This is a genomic window from Salmonella enterica subsp. diarizonae, assembly GCF_008692785.1.
GTDB lineage: Bacteria > Pseudomonadota > Gammaproteobacteria > Enterobacterales > Enterobacteriaceae > Salmonella > Salmonella diarizonae.
Window position 1 is genome coordinate 47,511 of sequence record NZ_VXJV01000004.1, and the last position, 23,256, is coordinate 70,766.

At 55.7% G+C, this 23,256-nt stretch carries 20 protein-coding genes; 10 read left to right on the forward strand and 10 right to left on the reverse strand.

What is annotated here, in order from left to right:
- The first annotated feature begins 21 nt into the window (after positions 1-21).
- Positions 22-639, forward strand: coding sequence for a TRIC cation channel family protein (locus F4V72_RS09350; protein WP_000964232.1), 618 nt, complete (start codon positions 22-24; stop codon positions 637-639).
- Positions 640-761: 122 nt separating this feature from the next.
- Here F4V72_RS09350 and erpA read toward each other — a convergent pair whose 3' ends face one another.
- From erpA to clcA, 3 genes are read right to left on the reverse strand one after another with little or no spacing between them, the layout of a single operon-like run.
- Complete coding sequence (erpA, locus tag F4V72_RS09355; RefSeq protein WP_001278668.1) at positions 762-1,106, reverse strand: iron-sulfur cluster insertion protein ErpA; 345 nt, start codon at positions 1,104-1,106, stop codon at positions 762-764.
- Positions 1,099-1,164, reverse strand: coding sequence for a small protein YadW (yadW, locus tag F4V72_RS24770; RefSeq protein ID WP_366548011.1), 66 nt, complete (start codon positions 1,162-1,164; stop codon positions 1,099-1,101). Before yadW ends, erpA begins: the two co-directional genes overlap by 8 nt.
- A gap of 23 nt (positions 1,165-1,187) precedes the next feature.
- Entirely contained in the window at positions 1,188-2,609 is a 1,422-nt protein-coding gene (gene clcA / locus F4V72_RS09360; RefSeq protein WP_053529458.1) for a H(+)/Cl(-) exchange transporter ClcA, read from the reverse strand.
- A gap of 169 nt (positions 2,610-2,778) precedes the next feature.
- On the opposite strand from clcA, the gene hemL reads away from it, so the two are divergent.
- The gene (gene hemL, locus F4V72_RS09365; RefSeq protein WP_053508769.1) at positions 2,779-4,059 is read left to right on the forward strand and encodes a glutamate-1-semialdehyde 2,1-aminomutase; all 1,281 of its coding nucleotides are present in this window, start codon (positions 2,779-2,781) and stop codon (positions 4,057-4,059) included.
- A gap of 57 nt (positions 4,060-4,116) precedes the next feature.
- Here hemL and fhuB read toward each other — a convergent pair whose 3' ends face one another.
- The 6 genes from fhuB to hrpB form a co-directional block, all read right to left on the reverse strand.
- Positions 4,117-6,099, reverse strand: coding sequence for a Fe(3+)-hydroxamate ABC transporter permease FhuB (gene fhuB / locus F4V72_RS09370; RefSeq protein ID WP_023245770.1), 1,983 nt, complete (start codon positions 6,097-6,099; stop codon positions 4,117-4,119).
- A complete protein-coding gene (gene fhuD, locus F4V72_RS09375; RefSeq protein ID WP_136058473.1) occupies positions 6,096-6,986 on the reverse strand; it encodes a Fe(3+)-hydroxamate ABC transporter substrate-binding protein FhuD in 891 nt (296 codons plus the stop codon). The genes fhuB and fhuD overlap by 4 nt, the downstream gene beginning before the upstream one ends.
- The gene (fhuC, locus tag F4V72_RS09380; protein WP_053529461.1) at positions 6,986-7,783 is read right to left on the reverse strand and encodes a Fe3+-hydroxamate ABC transporter ATP-binding protein FhuC; all 798 of its coding nucleotides are present in this window, start codon (positions 7,781-7,783) and stop codon (positions 6,986-6,988) included. Before fhuC ends, fhuD begins: the two co-directional genes overlap by 1 nt.
- Positions 7,784-7,831: 48 nt before the next feature.
- Complete coding sequence (gene fhuA, locus F4V72_RS09385) at positions 7,832-10,021, reverse strand: ferrichrome porin FhuA (protein WP_023245767.1); 2,190 nt, start codon at positions 10,019-10,021, stop codon at positions 7,832-7,834.
- Positions 10,022-10,316: 295 nt separating this feature from the next.
- Positions 10,317-12,833, reverse strand: coding sequence for a bifunctional glycosyl transferase/transpeptidase (gene mrcB, locus F4V72_RS09390; RefSeq protein ID WP_023245766.1), 2,517 nt, complete (start codon positions 12,831-12,833; stop codon positions 10,317-10,319).
- Between the two features lie 140 nt (positions 12,834-12,973).
- Positions 12,974-15,403 carry an ATP-dependent helicase HrpB gene (hrpB, locus tag F4V72_RS09395; RefSeq protein ID WP_170245755.1) on the reverse strand — a complete coding sequence of 810 codons (2,430 nt, stop codon included), beginning with the start codon at positions 15,401-15,403 and terminating at the stop codon, positions 12,974-12,976.
- A 72-nt stretch (positions 15,404-15,475) separates the two neighbouring features.
- On the opposite strand from hrpB, the gene thpR reads away from it, so the two are divergent.
- From thpR to panC, 8 genes are all read left to right on the forward strand, one after another.
- Entirely contained in the window at positions 15,476-16,006 is a 531-nt protein-coding gene (gene thpR, locus F4V72_RS09400) for an RNA 2',3'-cyclic phosphodiesterase (RefSeq protein ID WP_053529463.1), read from the forward strand.
- Positions 16,007-16,022: 16 nt separating this feature from the next.
- The gene (gene sfsA / locus F4V72_RS09405; RefSeq protein ID WP_023245763.1) at positions 16,023-16,727 is read left to right on the forward strand and encodes a DNA/RNA nuclease SfsA; all 705 of its coding nucleotides are present in this window, start codon (positions 16,023-16,025) and stop codon (positions 16,725-16,727) included.
- A gap of 176 nt (positions 16,728-16,903) precedes the next feature.
- On the forward strand, positions 16,904-17,359 hold the full coding sequence (dksA, locus tag F4V72_RS09410) for an RNA polymerase-binding protein DksA (protein WP_001155232.1): 456 nt from the start codon (positions 16,904-16,906) through the stop codon (positions 17,357-17,359).
- Between the two features lie 68 nt (positions 17,360-17,427).
- Positions 17,428-18,324, forward strand: coding sequence for a tRNA glutamyl-Q(34) synthetase GluQRS (gluQRS, locus tag F4V72_RS09415; protein ID WP_023245762.1), 897 nt, complete (start codon positions 17,428-17,430; stop codon positions 18,322-18,324).
- A 161-nt stretch (positions 18,325-18,485) separates the two neighbouring features.
- Entirely contained in the window at positions 18,486-19,883 is a 1,398-nt protein-coding gene (gene pcnB / locus F4V72_RS09420; RefSeq protein ID WP_205128315.1) for a polynucleotide adenylyltransferase PcnB, read from the forward strand.
- Positions 19,880-20,359 carry a 2-amino-4-hydroxy-6-hydroxymethyldihydropteridine diphosphokinase gene (gene folK, locus F4V72_RS09425; protein WP_053508777.1) on the forward strand — a complete coding sequence of 160 codons (480 nt, stop codon included), beginning with the start codon at positions 19,880-19,882 and terminating at the stop codon, positions 20,357-20,359. The genes pcnB and folK overlap by 4 nt, the downstream gene beginning before the upstream one ends.
- A 122-nt stretch (positions 20,360-20,481) precedes the next feature.
- Positions 20,482-21,273 carry a 3-methyl-2-oxobutanoate hydroxymethyltransferase gene (panB, locus tag F4V72_RS09430; protein ID WP_053529464.1) on the forward strand — a complete coding sequence of 264 codons (792 nt, stop codon included), beginning with the start codon at positions 20,482-20,484 and terminating at the stop codon, positions 21,271-21,273.
- A gap of 119 nt (positions 21,274-21,392) precedes the next feature.
- Positions 21,393-22,244 (forward strand): pantoate--beta-alanine ligase, encoded by an 852-nt coding sequence (gene panC, locus F4V72_RS09435; RefSeq protein ID WP_023245757.1) that lies wholly within the window; start codon positions 21,393-21,395, stop codon positions 22,242-22,244.
- Between the two features lie 26 nt (positions 22,245-22,270).
- On the opposite strand, the gene F4V72_RS09440 is transcribed toward panC, so the two are convergent.
- Positions 22,271-23,164 (reverse strand): Rpn family recombination-promoting nuclease/putative transposase, encoded by an 894-nt coding sequence (locus F4V72_RS09440; protein WP_108418444.1) that lies wholly within the window; start codon positions 23,162-23,164, stop codon positions 22,271-22,273.
- Between the last annotated feature and the right edge of the window lie 92 nt (positions 23,165-23,256).

Consider the following 23,256-nt stretch of genomic DNA (forward strand, 5'->3'; position numbering starts at 1 on the left):
GCTCTCAGTGGGGATTCAACAATGCTCGTCTATTGGCTGGATATTGTAGGCACGGCTGTATTTGCTATCTCTGGCGTGTTGCTGGCCGGGAAATTACGTATGGACCCGTTTGGCGTCCTGGTGCTCGGCGTCGTTACTGCCGTCGGCGGCGGGACAATCCGCGATATGGCGCTGGATAACGGCCCGGTATTCTGGGTTAAAGATCCTACCGATCTGGTTGTCGCCATGGTTACCAGTATGTTGACCATCCTGCTGGTTCGCCAGCCAAGACGCCTGCCGAAATGGATGCTGCCGGTATTGGATGCCGTAGGGCTGGCGGTGTTTGTCGGCATTGGGGTAAATAAAGCCTTCCTCGCCGAAACGGGGCCATTAGTGGCAGTCTGTATGGGGGTGATTACCGGCGTCGGCGGCGGGATTATTCGCGATGTTCTGGCACGCGAGATTCCCATGATCCTACGCACCGAAATCTATGCCACGGCCTGTATTATCGGCGGAATTGTTCACGCCACCGCGTTTTATACGTTTTCCGTGCCGCTGGAAAGCGCCAGCATGATGGGCATGGTCGTCACGCTGTTCATTCGGCTGGCGGCGATACGTTGGCACCTGAAACTGCCGACCTTTGCCTTAGATGAGAATTGAAACGTCATTTGCAGACCGGATAAAACGAACCCATTGCCCGGTGGCGCTAACGCTTACCGGGCCTACAGTACAGTTGTCACTTGTTGGCCGGATAAGGCGTTAAGCCGTCATCCGGCAATACATCAGATGCTGAAGGAAGAGCCACACCCGCAGGTGCTTTTCGCATTCGGGTTGGTCACAATGAAGCGGGAGCCTTCCAGACCTTCGGTATAATCTACCGAACCACCGACCAGATACTGCAAACTCATCGGGTCAACCACCAGACCAACGCCCTGTTTTTCGATGGTCATATCCCCTTCGTTAACCTGATCGTCAAAGGTGAAACCGTACTGGAAACCGCTGCAACCACCGCCGGTAATATACACGCGCAGTTTCAGATTCGGGTTATCTTCGTCAGCGATAAGACTTTTTACTTTATTCGCTGCTGCGTCGGTAAACTGCAGCGGCAGCGCTACGTCATCACTCATATTTTGCTCCAAACGACATCGGTAATTGGATAAATTTCCACCCAATATTGGCGGTCATTATCTAATACCCTGGTAATTCGTTCAAGTATTCTCGCCCGCAGGCGCATTCTGGCTTTTCGCCGCCTGTTCCGCATCCTGCTTCGCCAGAGTGCGCGCCAGGATGGTTGAGTATAACGGTTTCCCACCCAAAAACTGGGCTAATAGTGTCGCGCCAAGACAAGTGATAATCATTGGCAAAATGAGCTGGTAGTTATCGGTCATTTCCAGCACCAGCACAATTCCCGTCAGCGGGGCGCGCACCGACGCCGCCATCAGCGCCCCCATCCCGGCAATCGCAAAAGTACCGGCCTCCAGGTGATACTGCGGGAAAAGCACTGCCGCCGCCATACCAAAGGCCGTACCAAGCAGCGTCCCCAGCGCCAGCATCGGGGCGAAAATCCCCCCCGGCGCGCCGGAAGAAAAGCAAAGCAGCGTCGTGACAACCCGGGTAATAAAGATGAACAACAGTAGCCCGACGCTAAAATTACCTGCCGCGGCGATAGGAATAAGGTTAAATCCACCGCCTGCCGCTTCCGGCTCAATCAACCCCAGAATACCGCACAGGCCGCCGATCGCGCCGCCCATTAGCACCCATTTTTTAATTTCGCCGCCATGAAAGCGCTGAAACATATCCTGGGTACGCAGCACCAGCGAATTAAATACCGGCCCGACGCAGCCAAAAATAATGCCGAGGATAAGGTATAACCACAGCGTGTTAACCGGGGCATCAGACAATTTGCCGACTTCAATAATCGGCGCTTCGCCGTTAAATATGCGGAACACAATGCTCGACATGATCACGCCGGTAAACACTGCTTTAATCGAAATCAGGTTGTAGCGAAACTGCGGGCGCATCTCTTCAATAATAAACAGGATACCCGCCAGCGGCGCGTTAAACGCCGCAGAAAGCCCCGCCGCCGCGCCAGTCGCCAGCAACGTATGCCGCGCTTCGGCACTGCGCATACGAAAGACATCCAGCACCATGCGCCCCAGGTTTCCCCCGATTTGCACCGTTGGCCCTTCGCGCCCTAATACCATTCCTGCGCCCAACGTTCCCATCCCACCGATAAACTTCACCGGCAACACGCGCCACCAGCGCACCGGACGTAACTCCTCCAGCGCGCCTTCAATTTCCGGGATACCCGATCCGCCGGCTTCCGGCGCAAATTTTCGCACCAAAAAGTAGCCGACCATCGCCAGTAATGCCGACAGTATAAAGGCCAGCGGCCAAAGCAAAAAAGCATGCTCCGCGACCTGAACCAGCGCGCCAATACGCATGTTTTGTACCCAGGAAACAGCCTTTTCAAAGGCCACGCCAACCAGCCCGGTAAGTGAGCCGACAACGGCCGCCATGAACAGGATGGCCAGCGGCGTTTTATCCCGCTGCATTAACCGGCGAATCTGATCTCTGCGCCGTAAACGCACGATTTGCTGAGCTAAAAAGGTGGAAGTGTCTGTTTTCATCAGAAGATCATTCATTGGTAATACAAATCTAAAGTCGGCATTCTACTCGCCAACGCCGTGAAAATCCCCTGCAAATCGTATTGTTTCAAATGCGTAAAACTTTCATAACCTTCTCTGAATAACTTAGAATAGCGGGTATTCACTTTTTCTACGAACCAGGAACCTTTCCATGAGTAAGTCTGAAAATCTCTATAGCGCAGCGCGCGAGCTGATCCCCGGCGGCGTGAACTCCCCTGTTCGCGCCTTCACTGGCGTGGGCGGCACCCCGCTGTTTATCGAAAAAGCGGACGGAGCCTATCTTTATGATGTCGATGGCAAAGCGTATATCGACTATGTCGGTTCCTGGGGGCCAATGGTACTTGGGCATAACCATCCGGCTATCCGCAATGCGGTGATCGAAGCCGCCGAACGGGGGCTTAGCTTCGGCGCGCCAACCGAAATGGAAGTAAAAATGGCGGAACTGGTCACAAACCTGGTACCGACCATGGACATGGTGCGCATGGTGAACTCCGGCACCGAAGCAACCATGAGCGCCATTCGCCTGGCGCGTGGTTTTACCGGCCGCGATAAGATTATCAAATTCGAAGGCTGCTACCACGGCCACGCAGATTGCCTGCTGGTAAAAGCCGGGTCAGGCGCACTGACGCTCGGTCAGCCGAACTCGCCGGGCGTCCCGGCAGATTTTGCTAAACATACGCTGACCTGCGTCTATAACGATCTGGCATCAGTGCGCGCGGCGTTTGAACAATATCCGCAGGAAATAGCCTGTATCATCGTCGAACCCGTGGCGGGCAATATGAACTGCGTCCCGCCGCTGCCAGCGTTCCTGCCGGGCCTGCGCGCCTTGTGTGATGAGTTCGGCGCGCTGCTGATTATCGACGAAGTGATGACCGGTTTTCGCGTAGCGTTGGCCGGCGCCCAGGATTACTACGGCGTCGTGCCGGACCTAACCTGTCTGGGTAAAATCATCGGCGGCGGGATGCCGGTAGGCGCGTTTGGCGGTCGTCGCGATGTAATGGATGCGCTGGCGCCGACGGGCCCGGTTTACCAGGCGGGCACCCTTTCCGGCAACCCGATTGCGATGGCGGCTGGTTTCGCCTGTCTGAATGAAGTCGCCCAGCCCGGCATTCATGAAACGCTGGATGAGCTCACCACCCGTCTGGCGGAAGGATTGTGCGAAGCAGCACAGGAGGCAGGTATCCCACTGGTCGTCAACCATGTTGGCGGCATGTTCGGGATTTTCTTCACCGACGCCGAGAGCGTAACCTGCTATCAGGACGTGATGGCGTGCGACGTTGAACGCTTTAAGCGTTTCTTCCACCTGATGCTGGAGGAAGGCGTGTATCTGGCGCCATCGGCGTTTGAAGCGGGCTTTATGTCGGTCGCACATAGCATGGACGACATTAATAATACCATTGACGCCGCGCGTCGGGTGCTTGCGACGCTGTAAAGGCGAGATGAAGTATTGTAGGCCGGGTAAGGCGCCAGCCGCCACCCGGCTTTTTTATTACCGGCTCTGTTTACGTAACAGATAAATAAAGTACGGCGCACCAATAAAGCTTGAAAGCAGTCCCGCCGGGATCTGATACGGAAATAGCGCCATCCTGCCGCACCAGTCGGCAAAGACCAGTAAAACGCCCCCCGCCAGCGCCGAGATGACCATATGCGGTATCGTCCGGCGAAAACCGAGCATCCGCGCAATATGCGGCGCCATCAGTCCAACGAAACTCAGCGGCCCAATGGTCATCGTCGCGGCTGCCGTCAAACAAGCCGCCAATGCCAGCAGCGCGATACGCGACGGCGTGAGCGCCATACCCACCGCGCGCGCGGCATCGCCGCCCAGTGGCAAAATCGTTAACCAGCGGCGACACAACGGCACAATTGCCAGCAAAATCACCATCACTATCGCGGTTCGCGTAACCTGCCCGCCAGTAGCGTTATAGGTAGATCCTGAGATCCAGGTCAACACTTCCGCCATCCGCGGATCGCCGCTCGCCTGGAGCATCATTAGCAGCATGGTAAACGCGGTGCTGAGCGCCATCCCCGCCAACAACATCCGTTGCGGCGAAAAACCGCCGCGTCCGGCGGTTATCATAATGATCAGCAATGTCGCCGCCGCGCCAAGGCTTCCGGCAGGCAGTAGCCAACCGAAAGCATTCCCCGGCACCAGAAACAGCATCAACACCACGCCAAACGCAGCCCCGGAACTGATCCCCAGCACTTCAGGACTGGCCATCGGATTACCGGTCAGACGCTGAATAATACAGCCCGCCACCGCCAGCATGACGCCCGCCATTAACGCCGCCAGTATCCGTGGCCAGCGCCACGGCATCAGCTCCTCAAGCAGCGTTCCGCTCGCCCACGTCCAGCCGTGCGCGTCACGACCAAAAGAGAGCGCGACCCATGTTGCCAGCAGCAGGAGCGCCCCACCGGCAACGGTAAAAGCGAGGACATGCCGACGTTCCGCCGCCACGCGATCGCTGGCGTTCATATCCGGCGCGCTCATGTTTTTAAGCCGCGGCAGCAGCCATAGCAGTAGCGGCGCGCCGATTAATGCCGTCACTGACCCGGTGGAGACTTCCATCCATATGCGAGTTAGCCAAAGGATAATCTGATCGGATAGCCACAAAATAAGTGCCCCAATGAGCGGCGCCAGCATCAGGCGCGCCAGCAGACGTCTTGCGCCAAGCATTTTCGCCAGCAGCGGCGCAAACAGACCGATAAAACCAATAATGCCCACTGCGTTGACCAGCAGCGCGCTCAACACAATCGCCAGCGACAGCGCCGCCAGACGCGCTAACGACAGCGCCAGCCCCAGATTACGCGCAACGCCGTCATCCAGCCCCATCAGCGTCATCGGACGTAACAATAATAAAGTGAGCATTACGCCGCCCACCAACTGGGGCCACAGACGCTGCACGCCGCTCCAGTCAGTTTGCGTCAGCGTTCCGGTGCTCCATAAAAACATGCTTTGCAACTGATCGTGATGGAAAATCACCAATAGCTGGTTGATAGCCCCGCAATAGAGGCTGACCACCAGCCCGGCGAGGATCAGGGTTACCGGCGACAAGCGTTTGCCCCACGCCACACCAAACACCAGCGCGCCGACGATGCAGGCTCCCGTCAGGGCGGCAAACTGCGTCGCCAGCGCGCCGGGAATCGCCCATAGCGTAGTCACCGTGATCCCCAATTGCGCACCGGTCGCCACGCCCAGCGTGGTCGGTTCCGCCAACGGGTTACGTAATACTTGCTGGAACAGTACGCCTACCAGCCCAAGCCCCGCGCCTACCAGCAGTGAAATCGCCAGTCTTGGCAGCAGACTGTAATGAAAAATCATCTGTCCAATGGCATCAACATCCGGCGACCACATCGCCTGCCGCCACTGGTCGCGCGGTAGCGCTATGGAGAGATTCGTCCAGGTCAGCCAGACCGCGATGATAAACAACCCAACCAGCAGAAAGGCCGGGAAGCGCGCCACACGTTTATTCACGCCTTCCCTCCCAGCACGTTATTCAGGATGCGGACAAAATGCATCGTGGAGAGGGTCGCGCCATAGAACCAAACGGCGGGCACCCGGTGAAAACGCCCGGCGCGGACAAACGGCATGGCCTGCCACAGCGGCGTCGCCATCAGCGCATTCATATCGGTGTTATTCCCGTGGTCGAAGCAAATGACATCCGCCTCTTTATACATCGCCAGCCGATCGATGCTGACCGCCGTACTGCCCCAAAAGTTGGTTTCCCCCTGCCAGGCGTTACGGATGCCATACTCGTCCAGCACCTCCTGGAACAGGCAATTCGGGCCCAGCACCAGCATATGCCGCGGATCGATAAGCGTCGTCATCAGTAACGGACGTCCCCCGCGGCGGATAAAACGCGGCTTCTGGCTGGCGATGAAGCGATCGTATTGCGCCAGATGTTTTTCTGCCGCGGCTTCCAGATTCAGCGTCTGCGCCAGCTCAACCAGCGATCGTCGGGCCACCGCCAGCGGCTTTTTGCCGTCGCTAAAATCGAACCCGCGCCCCGGCGCGATCCGCGCCAGTTTCTCCGGCGAGGGTCCGTAACCTGCCGACCAGACCATAAACGACGGCTTCATCTCCGTCAGCAGTTCAAGATTGGGTTCAGTGCGAAGACCTACATCAATCACCGAATCCGGCAACGGCGGTTCGCTAACCCACAGCTTATAATTTGGCACGTCCGCCACGCCATAAGGCGTAATGCCGAGCGCCAGCAGCAGCTCAACCGGCAGCCACTCCAGCGCCACAATCCGGCGGGGATCGATAGCGGCAGCCTGCGCCGTATTCATTTGCCAAAGCAGCGGCGAGAGCGCCATCGCCGTTAATAAATGGCGGCGAGTAAGAGGATATAAATCACGCATTAATACACAAAACTCACAGGTGCGGCGCCCGCCGGATGCGGAAGGATGCCCATCGGGATGCCATAAATCTGCTCCAGGGTGTCGCTGCGCATGAGTTCCGCAGGTGTTCCTTGCGCAATCATTTCGCCGCCGCGCAGCGCCACCAGATAGTCGCAATAACGCGCCGCCATATTGATATCATGCAGCACCGCAATCACCGTCAGGCCACGTTGTTGGCTTAAACGATGCACCAGCGCCAGAACGTCAACCTGATGGGCGATATCCAGCGCTGACGTCGGCTCATCCAGCAGCAGACAACGGCTGTCCTGCGCTACCAGCATTGCGATCCACGCGCGCTGGCGCTCGCCGCCGGAAAGACTGTCTACCAGACGATGTGCCAGCGGTTTTAAGCCGACCAGCGTAATCGCCTCTTCTACTTTTTCCCGGTCCGCGACGCCAAAGCGTCCCAGCGCACCGTGCCATGGATAGCGGCCAATCGCCACCAGTTCGCGCACCGTCATTCCTTCCGCCTGCGGCAATTGCTGAGGCAGATACGCGACTTTGCGGGCAAACGCCTTGCTGCTCCAGCTCGCCAGCGGCTGATTGTCGAGCAGAATATCCCCTTCGGAAGGCGGCTGATGGCGTCCCAGCATTTTTAACAGCGTGGATTTACCGGAACCATTATGGCCGATAAGTCCGGTGACGCGGCCTGCGGGAAACGTTAACGAAAGAGGGTGTAAAAGCGTGCGGCCCGGCACGCGAAAGGCGACGCTTCGCAGCGCAAAGGTGGTATCGGGATGAATGTGGTTTTCCTGCATCGCAGCCAACTTGTAAAACGGGCACGGCAAGCCGTGCCCAAAAAGAAATTAGAAACGGAAGGTTGCCGTTGCGACAACCTGACGCTCCGCGCCCCAGAAACAGCCGTAGGTCTGGAAGCAGCTGGCGACGTATTCGCGGTCAAGCAGGTTGTTAACGTTAACCGCAATGCTGGAGCCCGCCATACCAAAACGCGCCAGATCGTACTTGATGACCGCATCCATCACCGCTGCACTGCCTACCTTGAAGCTATTGGCCGGATCGCCGTAACTGGAACCAATAAAACGACCGCCAGTTCCCAGCGTTAAACCTGACAACGGACCTTGGTTAAAGGTGTAATCGCCCCATAGCGAAGCCATGTGTTCAGGCACCTGCTCTGGAGTATTACCTTTCAGGTTAGTGTCTTTCGTGTATTCAGCATCAGTATAAGTGTAAGACGCCGTCATATTGATGTTAGCCGTCAATGCTGCTTTGGCTTCCAGCTCTACACCTCGCGCGCGAATTTCACCTGCCGGCACCTGCGCTACTGGGTTGGTTGGATCGGCGGTCAGGTTATTGGTTTTGGTCAGTTGATAAACGGCCCCCGTAACAACAACCGGCATCTCTTTCGGTACGTATTTCACCCCTGCTTCATATTGCTCGCCTTTTGACGGCTTGTAAGAAACGCGTGGAATGTTCCATAAATCGAAGGCGCTTGGCTCGAAAGATTGGCTATAGCTGAAGTAAGGTGAAATCCCATTATCGAATACGTAGTTTACGCCACCGCGCCAGGTGAACTGGTGGTCATTACGTTCAATATAGCCTTCCATCGGCGTTATGGAATTCTGACGTACCGTTGTCGCTTGTTTAGACCAGTCATAGCGACCGCCGAGGGTAAACACCCACTTATCCCATTCCGCCTGATCCTGAATATAGATGCCTGTTTGTTTACTTTCGTTCATCTGGTACGGCTCAGCGCCGCCGAAAACGAAGTATTCAGGATGGTAGTTATTATAGAGATCGATTGACGGCGCACTGCCAAACGTGGCGTTAATATCATTACGCATACGCATGAAATCGACACCCGTCAGCAACGTATGATCAATATCGCCGGTTGCGAATTTACTTTCCAGTTGTGTATCTACACTGAAATTCTGTAAACGCTCGTTGTCAACGATAGTACTGCGGTTAAGCGTATGGCCGTCTGCCGCAATCCCCGTACCATAGACGCTTTTTTGCGCGGTTTTCATTTCAGTAAAACGTAAATTCTGGCGCACGGTAAAGGTGTCGTTAAAGCCATGCTCGAAACTGTATCCCACCATTTTCTCGTTACGAGAATAGGTGTTGTTTGACGCCCCTTCGTTGAAATCCGTCGGCAGGCGTTTGCCGTTTGGCAGCGGTTCAACCGTTCCTTCTTTCGGCAACCAGCCGTAGTAGCCAATCTCTGGTTCATTCTGGAAATAAGAGAGGAACGTAAAATTCGTTTTCTCATCAGGACGCCAGGTAAAAGAGGGGGCAATAGCATAGCGCTGCGACTCAGAACTCTTTTGCTGCTCATTTGTCGAACGCGCCAGCCCCGTCAGACGATATGAGAACTCACCGTTGTCATCCAGGGAATCACTAAAATCAAAACCGGTCTGGAACAAATTGTCCGTCCCCATTTTGAATTGAATTTCTTTCAGCGGCTCAGTAGTCGGCCGCTTGCTGACCATCGAAATGATACCGCCCGGGTTGCTCTTACCGTAGAGAACGGACGTTGGCCCGCGCATCAGCTCAACACGCTCCAGCATATAGGGATCGATGACCGCATCGTTATAAAAATTACCCTGTAGCTTCAATCCATCCAGATAGTTATTTTGACTCAGACCGACAGATGAGAAACCACGAATGATAACGAAGTCATAGGTATTGGAAGCGCCGCGACTGCTTACCGTTACGCCCGGCGTGTAACCCAACGCTTCTTTCACCGACTGGAACTGATGCATTTGCATCTCTTCGTTGGTCACGACCGAAACAGACTGCGGCGTCTTTTCGATAGGCGTATCAGTTTTGGTGGTTGTGGCGGAACGCTTCGCGGCAATGGTCGGAGCCGGTCCCCAGGCGCTTTCCTGCGGGGCAGACGCTGCGGTTACGGTAATGGTTTCTTCTTTCGGTTGAACCGCCGCCTGTGCGTAGACAGACATGCCGCTAACCGCTGTGGCTACTACAACTGCGATTTTACGCAGTGAGGAGTTTGGCTGAGCAGTTTTAAGACGCGCCATTGGTATATCTCTGATGAAAAGTGAATGATAACGTAAACGAGAATTATTATTATAACCGCAGCATAATAGGCGAAATATCGTCGCAATGGCAAGCGATACGCGGCCCTACGAAAACTAAGGGGTTAAGAAACAACCAGATGAAAGGAAAGGGTTAATAAATTAGACTGGAATGTTATTTACGGGGGATTTGCCGGATGGCGACGCAAGACGTCTTATCCGGCATACGGGAGTGCGTAGTGTGGTCGTAACGGTGTAGGCCGGGTAAGCGCTGCGCCACCCGGCACTATTACCGCAATTAATTGCCGCCGAACATCTCTTTAATCCAGCCGGCAACGCCGTCGCTCTTCTCTTCTTTCGGCGGCTGTTGCTGCGCAGGCTGCTGCTGAGATGACTGATCGAACGGATTGCCTGACGGCTGCTGTTGCTGCATCATCTCGCCCTGCTGGCACAGCGTATTCGGATCGTCCGTCCAGACCGGTAGAGTTCGCACGCCGCCGCTACAGACAAAATTACCGTCGTAATCAACGCCCATATCCACCACATCTTCCGGCGGCGTCAGAACTAAAGGCGTCGGCGTCTGGTTCGCCAGATAGCGCTGGTAAATCGCCATCGCGCCGCTGGCGCCGTACAGTTTAGTCGGCTGGTTGTTATCACGACCTACCCAGGTGATGGTTACCTGGCTGCCGTCGATACCGGCAAACCAGGTATCGACATTGTTGTTTGTCGTCCCGGTTTTACCCGCCAGATGCAGACCCGGATATTTCGCGCCAAGCTGACGCCCCGTACCACGCTGGACGACCTGCTGCATTGTCCAGAGCGTCAGGTAAGCCGCCTGTGCCGGTACGGCGCGTTCAGCTTGCGGATAACTTTGGTACAGCACCTTACCATCTTCCGCAATAACCGAACGCAGCGCTGATAACGGCGCGCGATTTCCGCCGCTGGCGATAGTCTGAAACGCTTGCGCAACTTCGATCGGCGTCAGGTTCAGCGCCCCTAGCAGCATAGCCGGAACCGGATTGAGCTGATCTTTCGGCACGCCGAGCTTCGTCCAGGTATCGGTTACCGCTGGTAAGCCTAACGCCATCCCCAGATTTACCGTCGGTACGTTCATCGAGCGAGTTAACGCATCCACCAGCATTACTTTCCCGCTTTCGCTGTAGCGACGATCGTCGTTCTGCGGCGACCAGATCTGACCATTCGGCTGGCGCAGAGAAATCGGCGCATCGGCAATCCAGGTGTTCAAGCGGTATAAGTTCGGCTGACTTAGCGCAGTCAGATAGGTGGCCGGTTTCGCCAGCGACCCGATGGAACGACGCGCCTGCATGGCGCGGTTATAGCCGGCATACTGCGGCTCCGCCCCACCGACCATCGCGCGCACCTCGCCGCTAAAGCGATCCACTACCACCATCGCAGTTTCCAGATCGCTCAACTTACGCTGTTTCTTTAACGCCGGAATGCCTTCGACAACGGCTTTCTCTGCGGCATCCTGCGCCACGGAGTCAAAGGTGGTGAAGATCTTCACGCCGGAAAGATCTTTAATTTTATCCCCCAGCTTCGCCTGCAGTTCCTGACGAACCATCTGCATAAACGCCGGCTGCGGTGAAATAACGCCGCCGCGCGGCTGTACGCCAAGCGGACGCGCGCTCAGCATGTCATAGAGTTCCTGATCGATGATTTTCTGCTGCTGTAGCAGGCGTAGCACCAGATTACGACGCTCCAGCGCCAGTTTCGGATTGCGCCACGGGTTATAAATCGACGCCCCTTTTACCATCCCTACCAGTAACGCCTGCTGATCGAGGCTCAGTTCTTCTACCGGACGGCCAAAGTAATACAGGCTTGCCAGCGGGAAACCGCGAATTTCATTGTCCCCGCTTTGACCGAGGTAGACCTCGTTCATGTACAGCTCAAGGATACGATCTTTGCTGTAACGGGCATCCATGATCAGCGCCATGTAGGCTTCATTCGCTTTACGCCAGTATGATCTTTCGCTGGAGAGGAACAGGTTCTTCACTAGCTGTTGGGTCAGCGTACTGGCCCCCTGCACCGTGCGTCCCGCCGTCAGGTTGGCCAGTACCGCACGCCCGATGGAGTAAAGACTAATGCCATCATGCTCATAGAAATGACGATCTTCCGTCGCCAACAGCGTATCGACCAGCAGATCCGGGAAACCGCTGCGCGGGACGAATAAACGCTGCTCGCCATTTGGCGAAGAAAGCATGGTGATAAGCCGCGGATCGAGGCGGAAGAAGCCAAACTGGCGGTTGTTATCCAGATTGACAATGGTTTCCAGACGCCCGTCATCGAAAGTCAGCCGCGCGCGCACCTGCCCTTCTTTGCTGTCCGGGAAGTCAAACGGACGACGGATCATCTCAATGCTATTGGCCTGCACGGTAAATTCGCCGGGACGAGTCATCTTCGTCACCAGACGATACTGCGTCGCTTCCAGCAATTTCACCATCTCGTTTTTGCTGACAGGCATGTCTGGCTCAAGGTTCACCATCCGGCCATATACCGCCGCCGGAAGTTGCCAGACTTTGCCATCAATACGGCTGCGGATTTTTTGATCCAGATAGACGCCGTAAATGGCGAACAGCACCACAAAAACGATAAACAGTTTTAGCAATAGCCACAGCCAGCCGCGCTTGCCACGAGGCTTACGCCCTTTGCCCTTACCTTTACGCGGCATCGGTTCTTCATCCTCATAGTCATCATCATAATCGTCGTCATGCTGCCGACGACGGCTCACCTTTTGTTTCACAGGACGTGACGGTTTCCCTTTACGTCCAATCGGCTCGCGGTCATTCCCCGCCATGCTTTTTCTCCGCAACATACAGGCGCAAAGGCCCGATTCTCTATTCTTCCGCCAGACGACAGAAGAAGAAATCTCTCAATTTACCCTTTCGCCGGAGGGCGATTAACGCCTTATCCGGGCTGGAGGCAGCGTATAACACGTCACGAATACTTCTTCGTGCGCCGCGTTGGGGCCGTATTCGCCGGATCGTCCGGCCAGACATGTTTGGGGTAACGGCCCTTCATCTCTTTTTGCACTTCGCGATACGCGCCCTGCCAGAAAGCGCTTAAATCGCGCGTAATCTGTAGCGGTCGCTGCGCGGGCGAAAGCAGTTCCAGCACCAGCGGCACTCGCCCCTGCGCAAGCGTCGGCGTACTTGCCTCGCCGAACATTTCCTGCATTCTGACCGCCAGTGCGGGCGGGTTATCTTCATGATAACGAATCGTTATTCGGCTTCCCGTCGGCACAGTGTAATGCCCAGGCAGTTCACTATCCAGACGTTGCAGCATGGGATAGTCAAGCAGTCCCCGTAACGCCTGAGTCACATTCAGAGATTTCAGACTTCGTAACGACTGTACGCCTGTCATGTGCGGCAGCAACCAGTTTTCCAGAGTCGCCAGCAGCGACGCCTCATCCACGGCAGGCCAGTCATATTCCGGCAGCCATTTCGCCGCACAGTGCAGACGCAGACGGAACTGCTCCGCTTCCGGCGTCCAGTTAAGGACGGCCAGACCTTTATCGCGGATGCCGTTCAGCATCGCCTGATGAAGCTCCTCTTCAGACGGCTTCGCCAGTGGCTGAACGTTAACCGTCAACTGCCCAATACGCATTCTGCGCCACGCTTTCAACGTTCCCTGCGCTTCGTCCCATTCAACCGTGTCGGACTGGCGCAGTAAATCAGGACACGCCTGAATCAGCGAGGCGATATCCAGCGGCTGCGCCAACAATATTCGGGCGTCCGGCGAGGCGCTACCTTGCAGCAACAGCGGCGCGATCAGCCATTCATGACGTCCCAACGCGTCATCCGCGTCCAGCATCGCCCCCATGCCATTGGCTAACTGATAGCGCCCTTCCTGACCACGACGCCGCGCGATGCGGTCGCTAAACGCTCTGGCCAACAGCGGCACGATAAGCGCGCTATCCGGCTCGCCATTACGTACCTGCAGCCGTTTTAAAAGCTGCTGGCTACGCTGCTGCCAGCCCGGCTGTCGCCGCGAAAATACCACGCTTAAATCCGTACCGCCACCGCGCGGCGGGTCCTCAAGGATTGCCGCGAGCATAGCGGCGGTGGCGGCGCTATCGCCCTCGCCGGCGTTGACTAACATCGCCGCCAGACACGGATCGTTACCTGGTGCCGCCATTTTCCGGCCCCGCGCGCTTAATCTCTCACCCTCCAGCGCGCCTAACATCAATAATAAACGGCGGGCGGCCTGAAGATTCACTTCTGGCGGCCTGTCCAGCCAGAAAAGCAATGCCGGATCGTGACATCCCCACTGCAACACCTCCATCAACAAACCGGAGAGATCGCTGTGTAAGATTTCCGGATCGCTTTGCGCCGCCGCCCGCTCCGCCTGTTCTTTTGCCAGCAGATGTACGCAGATACCCGGCGCCAGTCGTCCGGCGCGCCCCGCGCGCTGCGTCATTGACGCCTGACTTATACGCTGCGTAACCAGCCGCGTCAGTCCCGTTCGCGCGTCGAATCGCGCCACGCGCTCCTGAGCGCTATCGACGACCAGACGAATCCCTTCAATCGTCAAACTGGTTTCGGCAATGTTAGTCGCCAACACCACTTTACGCATCCCGGCAGGTGCGGGAATAATCGCTTTGCGTTGCGTCTCCAGAGACAATGCGCCATACAGCGGACAAAGCAGGACATCGCGCCCTACCCGCGACGCCAGATGTTCATGAACGCGCTGTATTTCGCCTACGCCGGGTAAAAATAGCAGCAGCGAACCACTTTCATTGCGCAGCAGTTCCGCTGTCGCCATCGCGACGGCCTCATCAAAACGCAAATGCGCCGCGAGCGGCTGATAACGTCGCTCCACCGGAAACGCGCGCCCCTCCGAGACGATCGTCGGCGCATCGGGCAATCGCTGACAAAGCCTGTTGTTATCCAGCGTCGCAGACATGATTAACAGCCTGAGATCGTCACGGAGCCCTTGCTGGATATCCAGCAACAGCGCCAGAGCTAAATCCGCCTGTAAACTGCGCTCATGAAATTCATCCAGTATCACCAGCCCCACGCCGCGTAATTCGGGATCGCGCTGGATCATTCTGGTCAATACGCCTTCTGTCACCACTTCCAGCCGGGTATGCGGCCCCACGCAGCTTTGCGCGCGCATCCGGTAGCCTACCGTTTCGCCAGGCTTTTCATTCAACCCTTCCGCCAGACGCTGCGCGACATTACGCGCCGCCAGACGACGCGGTTCAAGCAGGAGGATTTTTCCAGCAACCGGACCTTGTTGCAGGAGTTGCAACGGCAACCAGGTGGATTTCCCCGCCCCGGTAGGCGCGGACAACAAAACCTGCGGCGCGGTTTTTAGGGCGGTCAACAATTCAGGCAATACGGCGGCAACGGGCAATGACGTCACAAACGGCTCCACAGGGTTAACTTTCTTTGCGCCGCATTGTAGCATCGTGTTAATCCATAACCGAGTATCCCTATGTCTGAGCCAAAACGGCTGTTTTTTGCTATTGACTTACCCGACGAGGCGCGCGCGCAAATTATCGCCTGGCGCGCCGTCCATTTTGCATCTGAAGACGGACGCCCCGTCGCGGCGGCGAACCTACACCTGACACTGGCCTTCTTAGGCAACGTCAGTAACGATAAGCAGCGCGCGCTTGCGCAACTGGCCGGACGAATTCGCCAGCCGGGCTTTACGCTGCATCTGAATGACGCCGGTCAGTGGCTGCGTTCGCGCGTTGTGTGGCTGGGGATGCGCCAGCCGCCGCGCGGGTTGTTGCAGTTGGCGAACATGCTGCGCGCGCAGGCCGCCCGCAGCGGTTGTTACCAAAGTCCGCAGCCTTTTCACCCGCATATTACGCTGCTGCGCGACGCCAGCCATGCGGTGGCTATCCCGCCGCCGGGCTTTTGCTGGTCATTCCCGGTCACGTCGTTTGCGCTTTACGCCTCTTCGTATGAGCAAGGCCGCACCCGCTATGCCGAGCTACAGCGCTGGACGCTGGGCGAATAATCATGAAGGAATTTCGATGCTATTCTCACCCCCTTTACAACGCGCTACGCTGATTCAGCGCTATAAACGTTTTTTAGCCGATGTGATCACCCCTGACGGTACGGCGCTCACGCTGCACTGTCCTAATACTGGCGCAATGACCGGCTGCGCCACGCCTGGCGATACCGTCTGGTATTCAACATCAGAAAATACTAAACGCAAATATCCGCACACCTGGGAATTGACTGAAACGCAATCCGGCGCATTCATTTGCGTAAATACTCTGTGGGCGAACCGGCTAACGAAAGAAGCGATTCAAGCGAATCGTCTGCCGGCTCTGGCGGGGTACAATATTCTGAAAAGTGAAGTCAAATATGGCGCCGAACGCAGCCGTATAGATTTTATGTTACAGGCAGATTTCCGCCCGGACTGCTATATTGAAGTGAAATCGGTCACGTTAGCGGAAAAAGAAAACGGTTATTTTCCCGATGCCATCACCGAACGAGGGCAAAAACATCTTCGGGAGTTGATGGGCGTTGCGGCGGCAGGTCATCGCGCGGTGGTGTTGTTCGCGGTGCTGCACTCCGCCATTACACGTTTTTCACCCGCACGTCATATCGATATAAAATACGCGCAGCTATTGAGCGAGGCTCAGAATAAAGGCGTGGAAGTTTTAGCTTATAAAGCAGAACTTTCAGCCACAAAAATGGAACTGAACGAACCAGTACCCATAACATTGTAGTGGAATAACCGCCTGATTAATAAGTATTCTGGCCGCGTGCGTAAATACGCTTTTCCTCACAGGGTTGTCAAGTGTTACGTTTAGATAATTGCTATCCGGAAAAGCATCTGCTATTTATAGCGACCTGATTTTCCCCCGAACATGGGGATCGATAGTGCGTGTTAAGGAGAAGCAACATGCAAGAAGGGCAAAACCGTAAAACATCGTCCCTGAGTATTCTCGCCATCGCTGGGGTGGAGCCGTACCAGGAGAAACCGGGCGAAGAGTATATGAACGAAGCCCAGCTATCGCACTTCAAGCGTATTCTTGAAGCATGGCGTAATCAACTCCGGGATGAAGTCGATCGCACTGTGACGCACATGCAGGACGAAGCCGCTAACTTCCCCGATCCGGTCGATCGCGCCGCGCAGGAAGAGGAGTTTAGCCTGGAGTTACGTAATCGTGACCGTGAGCGCAAACTGATCAAAAAGATCGAGAAGACGCTGAAGAAAGTGGAAGATGAAGACTTCGGTTATTGCGAATCCTGCGGGGTGGAGATTGGTATCCGCCGCCTGGAGGCGCGTCCGACAGCCGATCTGTGCATCGACTGCAAAACGCTGGCTGAAATTCGCGAAAAACAGATGGCGGGTTAATCCCGTTCGTTTCTACCCTATTTATGACAGGCGGGAGTTTTCCCGCCTTATTCTTTATTGCCCGCAGCATGACTGACTCACACTATATTGGCCGTTTCGCGCCGTCGCCATCCGGCGAACTGCATTTCGGCTCGTTAATCGCCGCCCTCGGCAGCTATCTACAAGCCCGCGCGCAACGCGGAGTCTGGCGCGTTCGCATAGAGGATATCGATCCCCCACGTGAAGTTTCCGGTGCCGCAGCGACCATTCTGCGTCAACTGGAACATTACGGCCTGCACTGGGATGGCGAGGTCTTATGGCAATCACAGCGTCATGAGGCCTATCGCGAGGCGCTGGCCTGGCTTCACGAGCAGGGACTGAGCTACTACTGCACCTGCCCCCGCTCGCGCATTCAACGTCTGGGCGGTATTTACGACGGCCATTGCCGGACATTATGCCACGGGCCGGAGAATGCCGCCGTCAGAATTAAACAGCAGCATCCGGTGATGCGTTTCCATGATGCCTTGCGCGGCGACATCCAGGCTGACCCACAACTGGCTAGCGAAGATTTTATTATCCACCGCCGCGACGGACTGTTTGCTTATAATCTGGCCGTAGTGGTCGACGATCATTTTCAGGGGGTGACGGAGATCGTCCGCGGCGCGGATTTAATCGAACCCACTGTCCGACAACTTTCACTGTATAAACAGTTTGGCTGGCGTGCGCCAGGTTACGTTCACCTTCCGCTGGCGCTCAACGAACAAGGCGCTAAACTTTCCAAGCAGAATCATGCCTCTGCGCTTCCAACGGGCGATCCGCGCCCGGTACTGGTCCAGGCATTACGCTTTTTAGGCCAGCGCGCCGTCGTAGCGTGGCAGGAGATGTCTGTTGAGGAGTTGCTGCGCTTTGCAGTGGCGCACTGGAGGCTTACAGCCGTACCCACATCGGCTAATGTAAATCCGGCATTCTCAAATGCGTCTCGCTGAGCTATGATTAGCCGCTATTTTTACTCATCGTCTTTCGCATTGCTGCGGCGTTAATGAAGCTTACAGCCCGGGTCGCGTTGTTCTCTTACGCCCGTCTGCCGTAATGCGAAAGACATAGAGTAAGTTGATCTTATTAATGTATGACACTACCGAGGTGCGCTATTTTTACCCGAGTCGCTAATTTTTGCCGTAAGGTGTTAAGCCGCGAGGAGAGCGAGGCAGAACAAGCCGTCGCCCGTCCACATATGACGATTATCCCGCGTGAACAGCACGCTATCTCCCGCAAAGATATCAGTGAAAATGCCCTCAAGGTACTGTACAGGCTGAACAAAGCGGGCTATGAAGCCTACCTGGTCGGCGGCGGCGTCCGCGATCTCCTGCTCGGCAAAAAGCCGAAGGATTTCGACGTGACCACCAACGCTACGCCGGACCAGGTACGGAAATTATTCCGCAATTGCCGTCTGGTGGGACGTCGTTTCCGCCTGGCTCACGTGATGTTTGGCCCGGAAATTATCGAAGTGGCAACGTTTCGTGGTCATCATGAAGGCAGTGAAAGCGACCGTACTACTTCCCAGCGTGGGCAAAACGGTATGCTGCTGCGCGATAATATCTTTGGCTCTATCGAAGAAGATGCTCAGCGCCGCGATTTCACCATCAACAGCCTTTACTACAGCGTGGCGGATTTTACCGTGCGCGATTACGTCGGCGGGATGCAGGATCTGAAAGAAGGCGTGATTCGTCTGATCGGCAATCCGGAAACGCGCTACCGCGAAGATCCGGTTCGGATGCTGCGCGCCGTGCGTTTCGCCGCGAAGCTCAATATGCGTATCAGCCCTGAAACGGCGGAACCAATCCCGCGTCTGGCGACCTTGCTAAACGACATTCCTCCCGCACGCCTGTTCGAAGAGTCGCTGAAGCTGTTGCAGGCGGGGAACGGTTTTGAAACCTATCAACAACTGCGGGAATACAACCTCTTCCAGCCCTTGTTTCCTACCATTACGCGTTATTTCACCGAAAACGGCGACAGCGCAATGGAACGCATCATTGCGCAGGTGTTGAAGAATACGGATAACCGCATCCGTAACGAGATGCGCGTTAACCCGGCATTCTTGTTTGCCGCCATGTTCTGGTATCCGCTGCTGGAGATGGCGCAAAAAATCGCTCAGGAGAGCGGCCTTGCCTATTACGATGCTTTCGCGCTGGCCATGAATGACGTGCTGGATGAAGCCTGCCGCTCGCTGGCGATCCCGAAACGCCTTACCACGCTTACCCGTGATATTTGGCAGCTTCAGTTACGGATGTCGCGACGTCAGGGCAAACGCGCCTGGAAGCTGATGGAACATCCCAAATTCCGCGCCGCGTTTGATTTGCTGGAGCTGCGCGCTCAGGTGGAAAATAATACTGAACTGCAACGTCTGGCGCAGTGGTGGGGCGAGTTTCAGGCTTCCGCGCCGCCGGAACAAAAAGGGATGCTTAACGAGCTGGACGACGATCCTGCTCCGCGCCGCCGCCGTTCACGTCCGCGTCGAAAAACGCCGCGTCGCGAGGGTGCCGCATGACGATCGCATATATCGCGCTTGGCAGTAATCTGGCTTCTCCGCTGGAGCAGGTCAATGCCGCCCTGAAGGCTATCGCCGATATTCCCGATAGCCGTATCGTCGCGGTTTCTTCGTTTTACCGCACGCCACCGCTTGGTCCACAGGATCAGCCTGACTACCTGAACGCCGCGGTGGCTCTGGATACCGCTCTCGCCCCCGAAGAATTGCTTAATTATACCCAGCGTATTGAACGACAACAGGGTCGCGAGCGCAAAGCGGAACGCTGGGGACCGCGCACGCTGGACATCGATATCATGCTGTTTGGCGATAAAATCATTAATACCGAACGTCTGACAGTGCCGCACTACGATATGAAAAACCGCGGCTTTATGCTGTGGCCGCTGTTTGAAGTTGCGCCTGAATTGATCTTTCCGGACGGGCTCACTCTGCGCCAGCAACTTACGCTTCTGGCAGTAGAAAAACCGGCCAGTTGGTAAAGGATTTCCCCCTTTCTTTAGCGTTTACTGCTTTCACTCCAATCGATTGCTTAAATCAATTGCCCCTCTGAATATGACTGTTAGAATGCCGGGAAATATAACCTTTACCATCAGGAAACGTTATGAAACCCACCACTATCGCCCTGTTGCGCAAATACAAGCAGGAAAAAAAACGCTTCGCCACCATTACCGCCTACGACTACAGTTTTGCCAGGCTGTTCGCCGATGAAGGCATCAACGTAATGCTGGTTGGCGACTCACTCGGCATGACGGTACAGGGACACGACTCTACCCTGCCGGTTACGGTAGAAGATATCGCCTATCACACCCGCGCGGTACGTCGGGGCGCGCCGAATTGTCTGCTGCTGGCCGATCTACCGTTTATGGCTTACGCCACGCCGGAGCAGGCATTTGCAAACGCGGCGACCTTAATGCGCGCGGGCGCGAATATGGTCAAAATTGAAGGCGGCGCCTGGCTGGCCGATACCGTCAGGATGCTGGCCGAACGCGCCGTACCGGTGTGTGGTCATCTGGGGCTGACGCCGCAGTCGGTCAATATTTTTGGCGGTTACAAAGTTCAGGGCCGCGGTGATGCGGGTGATCAACTACTCAGCGATGCTCTGGAGCTGGAAGCGGCGGGTGCACAGCTATTAGTGCTGGAGTGCGTACCGGTTGAGCTGGCGAAACGCGTCACCCAGGCGCTCTCCATTCCGGTTATCGGTATTGGCGCGGGCAACGTTACCGATGGGCAAATTCTGGTCATGCATGATGCCTTCGGTATTACCGGCGGGCATATCCCTAAATTTGCGAAAAATTTCCTTAGCACAGCGGGCGACATCCGCGCCGCAGTACGGCAGTATATGGCTGAAGTCGAGTCTGGTGTTTATCCGGGCGAAGAACACAGTTTCCATTAATTAGGGCATTCGTAGGCTGGATAAGACGCATTGCGTCGCCATCCGGGAAAATGCCTGATGGCACGACGCTTATCAGGCCTACAACGTACGGGAACTCAGTCAACTACAGGAGTCATAACTTGTTGATTATCGAAACTCTGCCGCTGCTGCGCCAGCATATCCGCCGTTTGCGTCTGGAAGGCAAACGTATTGCGCTGGTGCCAACGATGGGTAACTTGCATGATGGACATATGAAACTCATTGATGAAGCTAAAGACCGCGCCGATGTGGTAGTGGCCAGTATCTTCGTCAACCCGATGCAGTTTGATCGCCCGGACGATCTGACGCGCTATCCACGCACGTTGCAAGAAGATTGTGAAAAACTGAATAAGCGCAAAGTCGATATCATATTTGCCCCGGCCCCGGACCAGATCTATCCGCAGGGTACGGAAGGGCAAACTTATGTTGACGTTCCCGGCCTTTCTACCATGCTGGAAGGTGCCAGCCGTCCGGGACACTTTCGCGGTGTCGCCACTATCGTCAGCAAATTGTTCAACCTGGTACAGCCGGACATCGCCTGCTTTGGCGAGAAGGATTTTCAACAACTTCGGCTTATCCGCAAAATGGTCGCCGATATGGGCTACGATATTGAGATCGTCGGCGTGCCTATCGTCCGCGCTAAAGATGGACTGGCGCTTAGCTCGCGTAATGGCTATCTGACGGCGGAACAACGTAAGTTAGCGCCGGGTTTATATAACGTGATGAGCGACTTAGGCGAAAAATTACAGGCCGGAGAGCGCGACCTTGAAGAGATGATTGCCATCGCAGGCCAGGAGTTGAATGAAAAAGGCTTCCGCCCTGATGATATCCAGATCCGCGATGCCGACACGCTGCTTGAACTGATGGACGCCAGCAAACGCGCGGTGATCCTGATGTCCGCATGGCTGGGACAAGCGCGGCTTATCGATAATAAAATTATTGAGCTATCCTGAATAGCCGCCGCTGGCGCGCACCACCGTTAGCGCCAGCGGATTATCTGCTCGATCTCATCATCCGTTAAAGTGGTTATCTGCGCCACCGCCTCACGCGTCATTCCGCTCTCCAGCATACGGCGGGCGATATTACGTCGCTCCTCAGTTTTGCCTTCCTGAAGTCCTTCTCGTTTACCTTCCAGCATGCCCTCCCGCACCCCCTTTTGCATACCTTGTTCTTCAAACCATTCAGCGAGCGTCATCATAGATTCCTCCTGCGGCAATCGGTTCGCCAGCTCCCTGTAAAATACCTGTGGTTGATCAGTATGCCCACGCTGCACCATATAGCTGAGCAGCGAGTTCAGCTGACTTTCCGTAGTGTACTCTGCGCTTATCAGCGTTACCAGCCGCTCCAGCAGCGCGATCCGTCGATGCTGCATGATGTCATCGTCGGGGATAACGGTAATATCCACCAGCGGAAAAGGCTCACTATAGATACGCCGCGCCAGCTCGGGTAAGGCGAACATATCCAGCCAGCTCATCGACAGCGGGTAAGGCGACGTTTTTTCCTGATAAAACAACAGGGGCACCACCAGCGGGAGCGGCCCGTTTTCATCTTTTAAAAGACGGTGCATCGCCGCAATTGCGTAACGCATCATACGAAACGCCATCTTTTTGTCTGCGGTACTTTGGTGTTCAATCAAGACATGGATATAGCCGGATGTCCCCTGCATTTTTACCGAATAAAGCACATCGGAATACTGCTCTTTAAGGCTCTCCTCAACAGAGTGACTCGATTCCAGACGCAGCGTATCCAGATCGCAGATCCCCCGTATTTCCGCCGGTAGGTGGATATCCAGAAAATCACGGGCCGTATCAGGGTGCATTAAAAACTGTTTGAAAAAGGCATCGTGCGGCGTGTTGCTTATGAGTTCCATCATCTGACCTGCATTTTCTCGTCCAGTGCGTGCAGTATCCCTTCGCAAATTGCCGGGGTCAGTGAGACATTTTCTCTTTTACGAGGCGGCTCGGG

Excerpts from the sequence above, each read along its gene's own strand:
- F4V72_RS09350 (WP_000964232.1), top strand. The coding sequence starts at position 22 with ATGCTCGTCTATTGGCTGGATATTGTAGGCACGGCTGTATTTGCTATC.
- erpA (WP_001278668.1), bottom strand. The coding sequence starts at position 1,106 with ATGAGTGATGACGTAGCGCTGCCGCTGCAGTTTACCGACGCAGCAGCG.
- clcA (WP_053529458.1), bottom strand. The coding sequence starts at position 2,609 with ATGAAAACAGACACTTCCACCTTTTTAGCTCAGCAAATCGTGCGTTTA.
- hemL (WP_053508769.1), top strand. The coding sequence starts at position 2,779 with ATGAGTAAGTCTGAAAATCTCTATAGCGCAGCGCGCGAGCTGATCCCC.
- fhuD (WP_136058473.1), bottom strand. The coding sequence starts at position 6,986 with ATGCGTGATTTATATCCTCTTACTCGCCGCCATTTATTAACGGCGATG.
- fhuC (WP_053529461.1), bottom strand. The coding sequence starts at position 7,783 with ATGCAGGAAAACCACATTCATCCCGATACCACCTTTGCGCTGCGAAGC.
- fhuA (WP_023245767.1), bottom strand. The coding sequence starts at position 10,021 with ATGGCGCGTCTTAAAACTGCTCAGCCAAACTCCTCACTGCGTAAAATC.
- mrcB (WP_023245766.1), bottom strand. The coding sequence starts at position 12,833 with ATGGCGGGGAATGACCGCGAGCCGATTGGACGTAAAGGGAAACCGTCA.
- thpR (WP_053529463.1), top strand. The coding sequence starts at position 15,476 with ATGTCTGAGCCAAAACGGCTGTTTTTTGCTATTGACTTACCCGACGAG.
- sfsA (WP_023245763.1), top strand. The coding sequence starts at position 16,023 with ATGCTATTCTCACCCCCTTTACAACGCGCTACGCTGATTCAGCGCTAT.
- dksA (WP_001155232.1), top strand. The coding sequence starts at position 16,904 with ATGCAAGAAGGGCAAAACCGTAAAACATCGTCCCTGAGTATTCTCGCC.
- gluQRS (WP_023245762.1), top strand. The coding sequence starts at position 17,428 with ATGACTGACTCACACTATATTGGCCGTTTCGCGCCGTCGCCATCCGGC.
- folK (WP_053508777.1), top strand. The coding sequence starts at position 19,880 with ATGACGATCGCATATATCGCGCTTGGCAGTAATCTGGCTTCTCCGCTG.
- panB (WP_053529464.1), top strand. The coding sequence starts at position 20,482 with ATGAAACCCACCACTATCGCCCTGTTGCGCAAATACAAGCAGGAAAAA.
- F4V72_RS09440 (WP_108418444.1), bottom strand. The coding sequence starts at position 23,164 with ATGATGGAACTCATAAGCAACACGCCGCACGATGCCTTTTTCAAACAG.